The organism is Variovorax sp. VNK109 (assembly GCF_049445855.1).
GTDB lineage: Bacteria > Pseudomonadota > Gammaproteobacteria > Burkholderiales > Burkholderiaceae_C > JAGOCV01.
This window is the reverse complement of record NZ_JBMSDV010000008.1, coordinates 15,861-28,314: the sequence shown is the minus strand read 5'-3', so window position 1 is coordinate 28,314 and position 12,454 is coordinate 15,861. Positions and strand designations below refer to the sequence as shown.

The 12,454-nt window shown below is 65.3% G+C and carries 11 protein-coding genes and 1 pseudogene; 8 read left to right on the top strand and 4 right to left on the bottom strand.

Features of this window, described 5'->3' with window-relative positions; genetic code table 11:
* Positions 1–5: 5 nt before the first annotated feature.
* Positions 6–413 carry a hypothetical protein gene (locus ACO2Q9_RS20375; RefSeq protein ID WP_423314160.1) on the bottom strand — a complete coding sequence of 136 codons (408 nt, stop codon included), beginning with the start codon at positions 411–413 and terminating at the stop codon, positions 6–8.
* 145 nt (positions 414–558) lie between these two features.
* On the opposite strand from ACO2Q9_RS20375, the gene ACO2Q9_RS20370 reads away from it, so the two are divergent.
* Positions 559–1,515, top strand: coding sequence for an aldo/keto reductase (locus ACO2Q9_RS20370; protein ID WP_423314159.1), 957 nt, complete (start codon positions 559–561; stop codon positions 1,513–1,515).
* On the opposite strand, the gene ACO2Q9_RS20365 is transcribed toward ACO2Q9_RS20370, so the two are convergent.
* Together ACO2Q9_RS20365 and ACO2Q9_RS20360 are read right to left on the bottom strand one after the other, a co-directional pair.
* Entirely contained in the window at positions 1,512–1,850 is a 339-nt protein-coding gene (locus tag ACO2Q9_RS20365; protein WP_423314157.1) for a P-II family nitrogen regulator, read from the bottom strand. The two genes, ACO2Q9_RS20370 and ACO2Q9_RS20365, sit on opposite strands and share 4 nt — an antisense overlap.
* 29 nt (positions 1,851–1,879) lie before the next feature.
* Complete coding sequence (locus ACO2Q9_RS20360; RefSeq protein WP_423314155.1) at positions 1,880–3,544, bottom strand: NAD+ synthase; 1,665 nt, start codon at positions 3,542–3,544, stop codon at positions 1,880–1,882.
* Here ACO2Q9_RS20360 and ACO2Q9_RS20355 point away from each other — a divergent pair.
* On the top strand, positions 3,543–4,754 hold the full coding sequence (locus ACO2Q9_RS20355; protein WP_423314153.1) for a GNAT family N-acetyltransferase: 1,212 nt from the start codon (positions 3,543–3,545) through the stop codon (positions 4,752–4,754). The two genes, ACO2Q9_RS20360 and ACO2Q9_RS20355, sit on opposite strands and share 2 nt — an antisense overlap.
* Position 4,755: 1 nt before the next feature.
* On the opposite strand, the gene ppa is transcribed toward ACO2Q9_RS20355, so the two are convergent.
* Positions 4,756–5,295, bottom strand: a complete 540-nt coding sequence (gene ppa / locus ACO2Q9_RS20350; RefSeq protein WP_423314151.1) for an inorganic diphosphatase — start codon at positions 5,293–5,295, stop codon at positions 4,756–4,758.
* A gap of 192 nt (positions 5,296–5,487) precedes the next feature.
* Here ppa and ACO2Q9_RS20345 point away from each other — a divergent pair, with 192 nt between their 5' ends.
* The 6 genes and pseudogenes from ACO2Q9_RS20345 (at position 5,488) to glp (ending at position 12,450) form a co-directional block, all read left to right on the top strand.
* Positions 5,488–7,557, top strand: a complete 2,070-nt coding sequence (locus tag ACO2Q9_RS20345) for a sodium-translocating pyrophosphatase (protein ID WP_423314150.1) — start codon at positions 5,488–5,490, stop codon at positions 7,555–7,557.
* A 220-nt stretch (positions 7,558–7,777) separates the two neighbouring features.
* Positions 7,778–7,879: pseudogene (locus ACO2Q9_RS20340) on the top strand (polyketide cyclase); the annotation flags it as partial.
* Between the two features lie 23 nt (positions 7,880–7,902).
* Entirely contained in the window at positions 7,903–9,336 is a 1,434-nt protein-coding gene (locus ACO2Q9_RS20335; protein WP_423314148.1) for an aldehyde dehydrogenase family protein, read from the top strand.
* A 53-nt stretch (positions 9,337–9,389) separates the two neighbouring features.
* The gene (gene moaA, locus ACO2Q9_RS20330) at positions 9,390–10,520 is read left to right on the top strand and encodes a GTP 3',8-cyclase MoaA (RefSeq protein ID WP_423314146.1); all 1,131 of its coding nucleotides are present in this window, start codon (positions 9,390–9,392) and stop codon (positions 10,518–10,520) included.
* Between the two features lie 6 nt (positions 10,521–10,526).
* A complete protein-coding gene (mobA, locus tag ACO2Q9_RS20325) occupies positions 10,527–11,141 on the top strand; it encodes a molybdenum cofactor guanylyltransferase MobA (protein ID WP_423314144.1) in 615 nt (204 codons plus the stop codon).
* Between the two features lie 7 nt (positions 11,142–11,148).
* Positions 11,149–12,450, top strand: a complete 1,302-nt coding sequence (gene glp, locus ACO2Q9_RS20320; protein WP_423314142.1) for a gephyrin-like molybdotransferase Glp — start codon at positions 11,149–11,151, stop codon at positions 12,448–12,450.
* Positions 12,451–12,454 lie beyond the last annotated feature (4 nt).

Below are 12,454 nucleotides of genomic sequence, written 5' to 3'. Positions count from 1 at the left end.
TCGACTCAATGCATCCCTGACTCGCGCAGCCGCCGATGCGATGCTTCTCGCACCAACGGTGAAGAGTCGTTCGCCAGTGCTCTAAGCAAGGCAGGCGGCAATTTCTGGTTGTATGCCAGACGCGCCCTAACTACTTCGCTCGCGTCATTCGCCAACAGTGTGAACAAGTCAGCAGACAGCTTCCGCTTCATTGCGACTGCTGCCCTCACGCTCTCCGAGCCGTCGCGAGACAGCAGCTCAAGAATCTCAGGTGGGACCGCCTTGTTGTGCACCACCCATTCCCGCATGTGCGGAAATCGAAGAACGACATCCGTCCAGACTTCGAGCGAGGCGGATTCGACGCTTGCTCGCGTGTACTCCTCTTGGACTTCGCTAGTTCTCAACCTGACAAATTCCTCTGCGGAATCGATCATCTAAACGTCTCCCGACAATGTCCGCTTTTGGCCGATAGCCGACATCGTACCCAACGCTTTCCCCATCCACAACCAAGTCTCTCGGACAGGCCTGCAAACTTCCCCGAACCCGGCAACAATGCCCTTTTCGTCCAGGAGTCTCGACATGAAGTATCGTGAACTCGGCCGCTCGGGCCTGCAGGTTTCCCCCCTCACCTTCGGCGGCAACGTCTTCGGCTGGACCGTCGACGAGGCCACTTCCTTCTCGCTGCTCGATGGCTGGCTCGACGCCGGCTTCAACACCATCGACACCGCCGACGTGTATTCGCGCTGGGCACCGGGCCATACGGGCGGCGAGTCCGAAACCATCATCGGCAAGTGGCTCAAGCAAAGCGGCAAGCGCGACCGCGTCGTGCTCGCCACCAAGGTCGGCATGGACATGGGCGATGGCAAGGTCGGCCTCAAGCCCGCCTACATCCGCCAGGCCGTCGACGATTCGCTGCGCCGCCTGCAGACCGACCATATCGACCTCTACCAGTCGCACAAGGACGACGAAACCACGCCGCTGGAAGAAACGCTCGGCGCTTATGCCGACCTCATCAAGGCCGGCAAGGTGCGTGCGATCGGTGCCTCCAACTACAGCGCACCGCGCCTGAAGGAAGCACTGGACACGAGCAAGCGCCTTGGCCTGCCGCGTTACGAGAGCCTGCAGCCGCTCTACAACCTGTACGACCGCAAGGTGTTCGAGGCCGAGCTGGAGCCGCTGTGCATTGCCGAGAACGTGGGCGTGATCAACTTCTACGCGCTGGCGGCCGGCTTCCTGACCGGCAAGTACCGCAGCGCGGAAGACGCTTCGAAGAGCGCGCGCGGCAAGAACACCACGGCCAAGTACCTGAACGAACGCGGCCTGCGCATCCTGGCCGAGCTGGACACCGTAGCGGAACGCTACGAGACGACGCCGGCGCAGGTGGCGCTGGCCTGGCAGATCGCGCGACCGGGCATCACGTCGCCGATCGCCAGCGCGACATCCATCGCGCAATTGAATGAACTGGCAGCGGCCTCGCGGCTGGTGCTGGATGCCGATGCCATCACTTTGCTGGACGAGGCCAGCGAGGAAATTTAAACCGCGGACTCGTCTTCTTCGCCGGTGCGGATGCGCACCACGCGCTCGACCGAGGTGACGAAGATCTTGCCATCGCCGATCTTGCCGGTGCGTGCGGCGCTGACGATCGCGTCGACGCAGCGGTCCACGTCTTCGTCCTTCACGACGACTTCCACCCGCATCTTGGGCAGGTAGTCCACGACGTATTCGGCGCCGCGGTAGAGCTCGGTGTGGCCTTTCTGGCGACCGAAACCCTTCACTTCGGTGACGGTCAGGCCCGATGCGCCGCAACCGGCCAGGGCTTCACGCACCTCTTCCAGCTTGAAGGGCTTGACGATGGCTGTGATCTGCTTCATTTCCGGGTCTCCTGTAATCAAGAATCTTCTCAAGCGCGGAACTTGCTGGTGATAGGGTAACGCCAATCCTTGCCGAAGCTCCGGTGGGTAACCCGTATCCCCACCGGCGCCTGGCGGCGCTTGTATTCGTTGATGCGGATGAGCCGCGTCACGCGCTCGACGTCGGCCTTGTCGAAGCCGGCGGCGATGATCTCGGCGGCGCTCTGGTCGTTCTCCATGTAGCGCTCGAGGATGGCGTCCAGCACCTCGTACGGCGGCAGGCTGTCCTGGTCCTTCTGGTCGGGTCGCAATTCAGCGCTGGGCGGGCGCGTGATGATGCGCTCGGGAATCGGGTTGCTGCCGGTGCCGTACGGGTCGTTGGCGTTGCGCCAGCGCGCAAGCGCGAACACCGTCGTCTTGGCCACGTCCTTGATGACCGCGAAGCCGCCGGCCATGTCGCCGTAGAGTGTGCAGTAGCCCGTGGCCATCTCGCTCTTGTTGCCGGTGGTCAGCACGATGCTGCCGAACTTGTTGGACAGCGCCATCAGCAGCGTGCCGCGGATGCGCGCCTGGATGTTCTCTTCCGTCGTGTCTTCGGGCAGGCCCCTGAATTCATTGGCGAGCGACGCCTTGAAGGCCTCGAACTGCGGCACGATGGAAATCTCGTCGTAGCGCACGCCCAGGCGCGCTGCCATGTCGCGCGCGTCGATCCAGCTGATGTCTGCCGTGTAGGGCGACGGCATCATCACCGAGCGCACCTTGTCCTTGCCCAGCGCATCGACCGCAACGGCCAGCACGAGCGCGGAGTCGATGCCGCCCGAGAGGCCGAGCAACGCGCCGGGGAAGCCGTTCTTGCCGATGTAGTCGCGCACGCCGAGCACGAGCGCGTCCCACAAATCAGCTTCGGGTGTGCGGTCGGGCTCGACCTTGCCCTCGATGACCACATGACCGTTGTCGAGGCGCAGAGCCATGGTCGGCAATTGCTCGCGGAAACTCTGCGCGCGTACGGCGAGCGAGCCGTCCGCCTGCACGGCGAAGGACGCCCCGTCGAACACGACCTCGTCCTGTCCACCGACCAGATGCGCATAGATCAGGGGCAGGCCCACCGCGCGCGCGCGTTCTGCCATGCGCGCAATGCGCTCACCACCCTTGCCGACGTGGAACGGAGAAGCATTGGGGATGGCGATCACCTGCGCGCCAGCCTCTTTGGCCAGCCGGGCGGGTTCGTCGAACCAGGCGTCTTCGCAAATGATCAGGCCGACGCGGATGCCGCCGGCCTCGAACACGCAGACGCCCGTGCCGGGTGTGAAGTAACGGCGCTCGTCGAACACCTGGTAGTTGGGCAGCTCGCGCTTGGCGTAGGTATGCGTGACCTCGCCTGCGCGGATGACGCTGGCCGCGTTGTGGCGGCGCTGGACTGCAACGCTTTTCGTGCGTTCGTCTCCGCCACTCGGATGACCGACGACGACCGTCAGGTCCTTCAACCCCGCGAGTTCGCGGGCCACCGTTTTCACGGCATCATCGCAGGCAGCAATGAAGGAAGGACGCAGGAACAGGTCTTCGGCCGCATAGCCGCAGATGGACAGTTCGGGCGTCAGAAGGAGCCGCACGCCTTCGGCATGGGCCTTGCGTGCGGCATCGATGATTTTTTGTGCGTTGCCAGCCATGTCGCCCACGACGAAATTGAGCTGTGCGATGCCGGTTTTGAGAGTCATGACAAGCAGGAAGAAGGACCGGGACGATTATGTCATTCGGGTGCTGGACACGCCGTGGAACATCGCCGCGTCCACATGGAACGCCCTGCTTTCGCGGCAGGCCCGGCCCAGCCCGTTCATGCGCCACGAGTACCTGGCCGCGCTGCACGACAGCCGCAGCGCCATCGCGCGCACCGGCTGGCTGCCCAGGTTCATCACCCTGTGGCGCGGCGAAGAAGACGATGCCGAACTGATCGCCGCCTGCCCGCTCTATGTGAAGTCCCACTCCTACGGCGAGTACGTGTTCGACTGGGCCTGGGCCAACGCCTACGAGCAGAACGGCCTGGAGTACTACCCCAAGGCCGTGGTGGCCGTGCCGTTCACGCCCGTGCCGGGCGCGCGGCTGCTCGCAGTGGACAAGAAGGCCCGGCAGACGCTGGTGCATGGCCTCATCCAGTGGTGCGAGGCAGAAAAGCTCTCGTCGCTGCACCTGTTGTTCGCGTCCGACGAAGACACGGCTGCCTGCGAAGAAGCCGGGCTGATGCTGCGGCACACCGTGCAGTTCCACTGGACGTCCGCCAAGCCCGACGGCACGCGCTTCACCAGCTTCGACGATTTCCTCACCAGCCTCAATCAGGAGAAGCGCAAGAAGATCCGGCAGGAGCGCCGCAAGGTAGCAGAAGCCGGCGTCACCTTCCGCTGGGCGCGCGGCGCGGACATCACGGATGACGACTGGGATTTCTTCTACCGCTGCTACGAGCGCACCTACCTCGAACACGGCAACGCGCCCTACCTGACGCGCGACTTCTTCAAGCGCATGCAGACGGAAATGCCGGAGAGCTGGCTGCTCTTCATCGCCGAACGCAAGGGCGTGCCGATCGCATCGAGCCTCATCGCGCTGGGCGAACAGGCGGACGGCTCACTCGTGGCTTACGGCCGCTACTGGGGTGCGCTGGAGCGCGTGGACTGCCTGCACTTCGAGGCCTGCTACTACCAGCCGCTGGCCTGGTGCATCGAACACGGCGTGGTGCGCTTCGAAGGAGGTGCGCAGGGCGAGCACAAGATGGCCCGCGCGCTGATGCCGGTGAAGACGACCAGCGCGCACTGGCTGGCCCACGCGGGGTTTGCCGACGCCGTGGAGCGCTTCCTGCAGAGGGAAGACGCGGGCATCGGCGAGTACATGGACCACCTGCAGGCACGAAGCCCGTTCCGGCAGGTGGACGGTAGCTGAATCAGCCGCCGTTGGCCTTCTTGTAGTTTTCCACGCCGTCCAGGATTTCCTTGCGGGCAGCGTCCGGGCCTTCCCAGCCCAGCACCTTCACCCACTTGCCGGGTTCCAGGTCCTTGTAGTGCTCGAAGAAGTGCGAGATCGTCTTCAGGCGCAGCGGGTTCAGGTCCTCGGGCTTTTGCCACTGGGTGTAGATGGCCAGCACCTTGTCGATGGGCACCGCGAGCACCTTGCCGTCTTCGCCGGCTTCGTCCTGCATCTTCAGGATGCCGATGGGGCGGCAGGTCACGACCACGCCCGGATACAGCGGCACCGGGGTGATCACCAGCACGTCGACCGGATCGCCGTCACCCGAGATGGTCTTGGGCACGTAACCGTAGTTGGTCGGGTAATGCATGGACGTGCTCATGAAGCGGTCCACGAAGATCGCGCCGGATTCCTTGTCCACCTCGTACTTGACGGGGTCGGCGTTCATCGGGATCTCGATGATCACGTTGAAAGCGTCGGGAAGGTGCTTGCCGGGCGAGACTTTTTCGAGGGACATAAGAGTTCTGGTTGGAGGACTGTCGGGAAAACCCGCATTCTAGTTTGTTGATGCACTGCACGAATTCCCGAGTTTTCCAGTAAATTGCCTCCGTTGGCCAATCGTCTCCCTGCGGGAGCAACGAGGAAGCAACGCAGCGGGAGCACCGGCTGCGGTGCTCCTTCCAAGGAATACAACGCAGGAGATAGAGACATGACAGGCAACTCGGCGCTGATTCTGGCGCTCGTCTGCGGCTTGCTGGCCGTGGTTTACGGCGTCTGGGCGCGCAGCTGGATTCTTTCCAAAGACGCGGGCAACGCCCGCATGCAGGAGATTGCGGCGGCCATCCAGGCCGGCGCAGCGGCCTATCTGGCAAGACAGTACCGCACCATCGCCATCGTGGGCGTGGTGCTGGCCATCCTCATCGGTCTGTTCCTCGACGGCAAGACCGCCATCGGTTTCGTCATCGGCGCGGTGCTCTCCGGCGCGTGTGGCTTCATCGGCATGAACGTCTCGGTGCGCGCCAACGTGCGCACCGCGCAGGCCGCCACGCAAGGCATCGGCCCGGCGCTGGACGTCGCCTTTCGCGGCGGCGCCATCACCGGCATGCTGGTCGTGGGCCTGGGCCTGCTGGGTGTGGCCGGGTTCTACTGGTTCCTGGTGGGCAACGGCAACCTCACGCCGGACAAGAACCTCGCAACGCTGCTGAACCCGCTCATCGGCTTCGCCTTCGGCTCGTCGCTCATCTCCATCTTCGCGCGGCTGGGCGGCGGCATCTTCACCAAGGGTGCGGACGTCGGCGCCGACCTCGTGGGCAAGGTGGAAGCCGGCATTCCCGAGGACGACCCGCGCAACCCCGCCGTGATCGCCGACAACGTCGGCGACAACGTGGGTGACTGCGCCGGCATGGCCGCCGACCTGTTCGAGACCTATGCCGTCACGCTGATCGCCACGATGGTGCTCGGCGCGCTGATGGTCACCGCCGCGCCCGTGAATGCGGTGCTCTACCCGCTGGCGCTGGGTGCGGTGTCGATCATCGCGTCCATCATCGGTTGCTTCTTCGTGAAGGCGTCGCCCGGCATGAAGAACGTGATGCCCGCGCTCTACAAGGGCCTGGCCATCGCGGGCGTGCTCTCGCTCATCGCCTTCTACTTCGTCACCGTCTGGCTGGTGCCCGACAACGCAATCGCCCAGTCCGGCACGCAGATGCGCCTGTTCGGTGCCTGTGTCGTGGGTCTGGTACTGACGGGCGTGCTGGTGTGGATCACCGAGTTCTACACCGGCACGCAGTACTCGCCGGTGCGCCACATCGCGCAGGCATCGACCACGGGCCACGGCACCAACATCATCGCGGGCCTGGGCGTGTCGATGCGCTCGACGGCCTGGCCCGTGGTGTTCGTGTGCATCGCCATCCTGGCTTCCTACTGGCTCGGCGGGCTGTACGGCATTGCGGTGGCCGCGACATCGATGCTGAGCATGGCCGGCATCGTGGTCGCGCTGGACGCGTACGGCCCGATCACCGACAACGCCGGCGGCATTGCCGAAATGTCCGAACTGCCCAGCAGCGTGCGTGACATCACCGACCCGCTGGACGCCGTGGGCAACACGACGAAGGCCGTGACCAAGGGCTACGCCATCGGTTCGGCCGGCCTCGCCTCGCTCGTGCTGTTCGCCGACTACACCCACAAGCTGGAAAGCTATGGCCAGGCCATCAGCTTCAACCTGAGCGACCCGATGGTGATCATCGGCCTGTTCATCGGCGGGCTGATTCCCTACCTGTTCGGCGCCATGGCGATGGAAGCCGTGGGCCGCGCTGCCGGTTCCGTGGTGGTGGAAGTGCGTCGCCAGTTCAGCGAGATCAAGGGCATCATGGAAGGCACGGCCAAGCCCGAGTACGGCAAGGCAGTGGACATGCTGACCTCGGCCGCCATCAAGGAAATGATCGTCCCGTCGCTGCTGCCGGTGGTCGTGCCGGTGGTGGTGGGCATCGTGCTCGGCCCGAAGGCGCTCGGCGGTCTGCTGATGGGCACCATCGTCACGGGTCTGTTCGTCGCGATCTCCATGTGTACCGGTGGCGGTGCATGGGACAACGCCAAGAAGTACATCGAGGACGGCAACCACGGTGGCAAGGGCAGCGAAGCCCACAAAGCGGCCGTGACCGGTGACACGGTGGGCGACCCCTACAAGGACACCGCCGGCCCGGCCGTCAACCCGCTGATCAAGATCATCAACATCGTGGCGTTGCTGATCGTGCCGCTGGTGGTGAAGTTCCACGCGGGCTGATTGATTCCGAATTTCTTCGACGGTGTCTGTCGATTCCGGCAGGCACCGTTCGTCGTAGGGACAGTGGGAAGAAAATTCCCCTGTCCCTTTTTTCATTGCATCAACCATTTCATCAAGGAGCCGTCATGTCCACAGGAACCGTCACCTTCCACCGCGTGCTGCGCTGCCCGCCCGAGCGCGTGTTCAAGGCTTTCACCACGCCCGGCGCCATGAACCGCTGGACGGCATTCCCGCCGTGATTCCCGAAGAGATGTGTTACCTCGGGTGGCAGGAATCGCTGGTGCAGCTGGCGCAGCTCGTGGAGCCCGACATCCCGGGCTGACATCCGGCAAAATCGACGGCACCATGCAACTGAACTACATCGCCAACGCTTCGGTGCGTTCCACTTCCGGCCGCACCCTTCCCGTCATCGACCCGTCTGACGGCCAGACCTACGACGAGATCCAGCGCAGCGACGCGCATGACGTCGATGCCGCCGTCACCGCCGCGCGCCAGTGCTACGAGTCCGTCTGGAGCAAGCTCAGCGCCGCCGAGCGTGGCCGTCTGCTGATGCGCCTGTCGGCCAGGATCGCCGAGCACGTGGACGAGCTCGCCGCCATCGAACAGCGTGACTGCGGCAAACCCACCAAGCAGGCCCGGGCCGACGCGCTGGCGCTGGTGCGCTACTTCGAGTTCTACGGCGGCGCGTGCGACAAGTTCCACGGTGAAACCATCCCCTACCAGGAGGGCTACACCGTCTTCACCTGGCGCGAAGCCTACGGCGTGGTGGCCAACATCATCCCGTGGAACTACCCGATGCAGATCTTCGGACGCAGCGTCGGCGGCGCGCTGGCAGCAGGCAACGTCTGCGTGGTCAAGCCTTCCGAAGATGCCTGCCTGTCATTGCTGCGCGTGGCGCAGCTCGCGGCCGAGGTCGGCTTCCCCGCCGGCGCGATCAACATCGTCACCGGTTACGGGCATGAAGTGGGCGACGCGATGGCGCGCCACACGGGCATCGACCACATCAGCTTCACCGGCAGCCCACGCGTGGGCACGATCATCCAGCAGGTAGCTTCGGAGCGGCACTGCCCTGTCACGCTGGAACTGGGTGGCAAGAGCCCGCAGATCATCTTCGCCGACGCCGATCTCGACGCGGCGATTCCGGTCGTCATCAACGCCATCGTGCAGAACGCCGGGCAGACCTGCTCGGCCGGCTCGCGCGTGCTGATCCACCAGGCCATCTACGAACCGCTGCTCGAGAAACTGGGCGTTGCGTTCTCGAACCTGCGCGTCGGACCTGCGGCGATGGACCTCGACGTCGGCCCGCTGATCCGCGCCACGCAACAGCAACGCGTGTGGGACTTCCTGTCGGACGCTCAGGTCGCCAGCATCCCCATGGTGGCGCAGGGCCGCATCGTGGACGAAGCGCCCGAAGCCGGCTTTTACCAGGCACCCACGCTGCTGCGAGACGTGCCCGTCGATCATCGCCTCGCGCAGGAAGAAGTGTTCGGCCCGGTGCTGTCGGCCATGAGTTTCCGCGACGAAGACCACGCGGTCGAACTCGCCAACGCCACGCAGTTCGGCCTGGTGGCCGGCGTGTGGACGCGCGACGGTGGCCGCCAGCTGCGCATGGCCCGCCGCGTGAAGAGCGGCCAGGTGTTCGTGAACAACTATGGTGCCGGCGGCGGTGTGGAACTGCCCTTCGGCGGTTACAAGGCGTCGGGTCACGGCCGCGAAAAGGGCTTCGAAGCGCTGTACGGCTTCACCCAGCTCAAGACGGTGGCGATCCGGCAGATCTGAGCGGGTTTCCGCCCCGGTCGCAGGTCTATGCCTTCCGAGGGACAATCGGAGCCATGGCCGAACGCGTGATCCCCCTGCTCGACCAGCGATCTTCATCGCTGGCTGTGCCGGCACGCGTGCTCGCCAGCGACGCCCCGGCCACCGGGTGGCTCGCCGATTCTCTTGGCCGCCCGTTGCGCGATCTGCGCATCAGCGTCACCGACCGGTGCAACTTCCGCTGCAGCTACTGCATGCCCAAGGAAGTCTTCGACAAGGACTATCCGTACCTGCCGCACTCGTCGCTGCTGAGCTTCGAGGAAATCACGCGCGTGGCCAGGCAGTTCCTGGCGCATGGCGTGCGCAAGATCCGCCTGACCGGTGGCGAGCCGCTGCTTCGCAAGAACATCGAACTCCTCGTCGAGCAGTTGTCAGCGCTGCGCACCGTCGATGGCCTGCCGCCCGACCTCACGCTCACCACCAACGGCTCGCTGCTTCGCCGCAAGGCCCAGGCGCTCAAGGCCGCAGGCCTGAACCGGGTCACGGTGAGCCTGGACGGCCTGGACGACACCGTGTTCCGCCGCATGAACGACGTGGACTTCCCCGTGGCCGAAGTCCTGGACGGCATTGCCGCTGCGCAGGAAGCGGGCCTTTTCGAAGGCAGCGGCCTCAAGGTGAACATGGTGGTCAAGCGCGGCACGAACGACCACGAAATCCTGCCGATGGCACGGCATTTCCGCGGCACGGGCGTGGTGCTGCGTTTCATCGAATACATGGATGTCGGCGCGACGAATGGCTGGCGCATGGACGAAGTGCTGCCCTCTACCGAAGTCGTGCAGCGCATCCACGCCGAATTGCCGCTGGTGCAGTTGCCCGCCACGTCGACCGGCGAGACCGCACAACGGTGGGCCTATGCAGACGGCAGCGGCGAGGTCGGCATGATCAGCAGCGTGACGCAGGCCTTCTGTGGTGACTGCAACCGCGCGCGATTGTCCACAGAGGGTCAGCTTTATCTGTGCTTGTTCGCCTCGCAGGGCCATGACCTGCGGAGCCTGCTGCGCGGCGGTGCGAGTGACCAGGAGCTGTCCGCCGCCATCGCGCACATCTGGCAGGGCCGTGCGGATCGCTATTCGGAACTGCGCAGCACGCTGCCGCCGGCAGAAGCTGGCGGTGCGCGTCGCGTCGAAATGAGTTACATCGGAGGCTGAGACAACATGGTGCAACGCATCGACCCGCAGCAGATCACCGGCCTGGTGCTGGCAGGCGGCCGCGGCTCGCGCATGGGCGGCGTGGACAAGGGCTTGCAGAACTTCAACGGCGTGCCACTTGCACTGCACACGCTGCTGCGCCTGCAGATGCAGGTGGGCGAGATGATGGTCAACGCCAACCGCAACCTCGCGGCCTACGAGTCGTTCGGCGCGCCGGTCTGGCCGGACACCCTGCCCGACTACGCCGGGCCGCTGGCCGGTGTGCTGACGGGGCTGGAGCGTTGCGAGACGCCGTGGCTCGCCACCGTGCCGTGCGACACCCCCCTCTTCCCGCTCGACCTCATCGAGCGCCTGGCCGATGCCGCCGCGCGCGAAGACGCCGAGATCGCCATGGTGAGCGCGCCCGAAGACGGCACGCTGCGCGCACAACCCGTGTTCTGCCTGATGCGCGTGGACCTGCTCGAAAGCCTGGTCAGGTTCACCCATGGCGGCGGACGCAAGATCGACGCATGGACCTCGCAGCACAAGACCGTGCTCGTGCCCTTCGATGCCGACGGCGACGACCCACGCGCCTTCTTCAACGCCAACACACTGGCCGAGCTGCAGGCGCTCGAAGGCTGAATTCACGATGAAGACGCTGGAGCAGATTGCCGCAGAACTGCAGGGCTACGACCCGCAGGCCCTGTCAGCCGACATGGTGAACGAATTCCTCGCAGGGTTGGTGCAACCGGTTCATGCGACGGAGGACGTCGGCCTCTTCGACGCGCTCGGCCGCGTGCTGGCGGAAGACGTCATCTCGCCGGTGAACGTGCCGCCGCACGACAACTCGGCGATGGACGGCTTCGCATTCAGGGGTGACGAACTCGCGGCTGGCGGCCCGCTGCGGCTTCGCGTCGCGGGCACCGCCCTTGCGGGCGCGGCCTGGCAAGGCCGCGTGGGTGCTGGCGAGTGCGTGAAGATCATGACGGGCGCGGTCATGCCCGAGGGGCTGGACACGGTCGTGCCGCAGGAATTCACGAAGCAGGACGATGCGGGTGGCGATTCATTCGCGAGCTTCGATGCCGGCATCGTCAAGCCCGGCGACAACCGCCGCCTGCGCGGCGAAGACGTCATGCAGGGCCAGGCTGCACTCGGCAAGGGCCAGCGCATCGGCCCGGCGGCGCTCGGCCTGCTCGCGAGCCTGGGCATTTCCCGCGTGCGTGCCGTGCGTCGCGTCCGCGTCGCGTACTTCTCCACCGGAGACGAAATACTGAGCGTGGGCGATGCACCGCGCGAAGGCGCGGTGTACGACAGCAACCGCTACACCGTGTTCGGGCTGCTCACGCGCCTTGGTTGCGAAGTGGTGGACCTGGGTGTCGTACACGACGACCCTGTGCTGCTCGAAGCCACTTTCCTGCAGGCAGCCGAGCGGGCCGACGCCATCATCACCAGCGGCGGCGTGAGTGTGGGCGAAGCGGACTTCACCAAGGCCATGATGAAGAAGCTCGGCGACGTCGCCTTCTGGCGCATCGCCATGCGGCCGGGCCGGCCGATGGCGGTCGGCCGCATCGTCTCGCACGACCCGGCCAACTACGGCGCGGCCGTGCTGTTCGGCCTGCCGGGCAATCCGGTCGCGGTGATGGTGACCTTCCTTGCGTTCGTGCGCCCCGCGCTGTTGCGCATGATGGGCGCGAACCCGGAGCCGAAAGTGCTGTTGCGCGCGCGTAGCGCCGGTGCGATCCGCAAGAAGCCGGGGCGCACCGAGTACCAGCGCGGCATCGTGAGCAAGGCGGCCGACGGCCGGCTCGAAGTCGCCATCACCGGGAACCAGGGTTCGGGCGTCCTCAGTTCGATGGTGCAGGCCAACGGCCTGATCGTGCTGCACCACGCCCAAGGCAATGTCGCTGCGGGCGACGAAGTGGACGTGATGATGTTCGAGGGTGCGGTTTAGTCAC

Coding starts and splice junctions, on each gene's coding strand:
- ACO2Q9_RS20375 (WP_423314160.1), bottom strand. CDS start 413: ATGATCGATTCCGCAGAGGAATTTGTCAGGTTGAGAACTAGCGAAGTC.
- ACO2Q9_RS20370 (WP_423314159.1), top strand. CDS start 559: ATGAAGTATCGTGAACTCGGCCGCTCGGGCCTGCAGGTTTCCCCCCTC.
- ACO2Q9_RS20365 (WP_423314157.1), bottom strand. CDS start 1,850: ATGAAGCAGATCACAGCCATCGTCAAGCCCTTCAAGCTGGAAGAGGTG.
- ACO2Q9_RS20355 (WP_423314153.1), top strand. CDS start 3,543: ATGACAAGCAGGAAGAAGGACCGGGACGATTATGTCATTCGGGTGCTG.
- ACO2Q9_RS20360 (WP_423314155.1), bottom strand. CDS start 3,544: ATGACTCTCAAAACCGGCATCGCACAGCTCAATTTCGTCGTGGGCGAC.
- ppa (WP_423314151.1), bottom strand. CDS start 5,295: ATGTCCCTCGAAAAAGTCTCGCCCGGCAAGCACCTTCCCGACGCTTTC.
- ACO2Q9_RS20345 (WP_423314150.1), top strand. CDS start 5,488: ATGACAGGCAACTCGGCGCTGATTCTGGCGCTCGTCTGCGGCTTGCTG.
- ACO2Q9_RS20335 (WP_423314148.1), top strand. CDS start 7,903: ATGCAACTGAACTACATCGCCAACGCTTCGGTGCGTTCCACTTCCGGC.
- moaA (WP_423314146.1), top strand. CDS start 9,390: ATGGCCGAACGCGTGATCCCCCTGCTCGACCAGCGATCTTCATCGCTG.
- mobA (WP_423314144.1), top strand. CDS start 10,527: ATGGTGCAACGCATCGACCCGCAGCAGATCACCGGCCTGGTGCTGGCA.
- glp (WP_423314142.1), top strand. CDS start 11,149: ATGAAGACGCTGGAGCAGATTGCCGCAGAACTGCAGGGCTACGACCCG.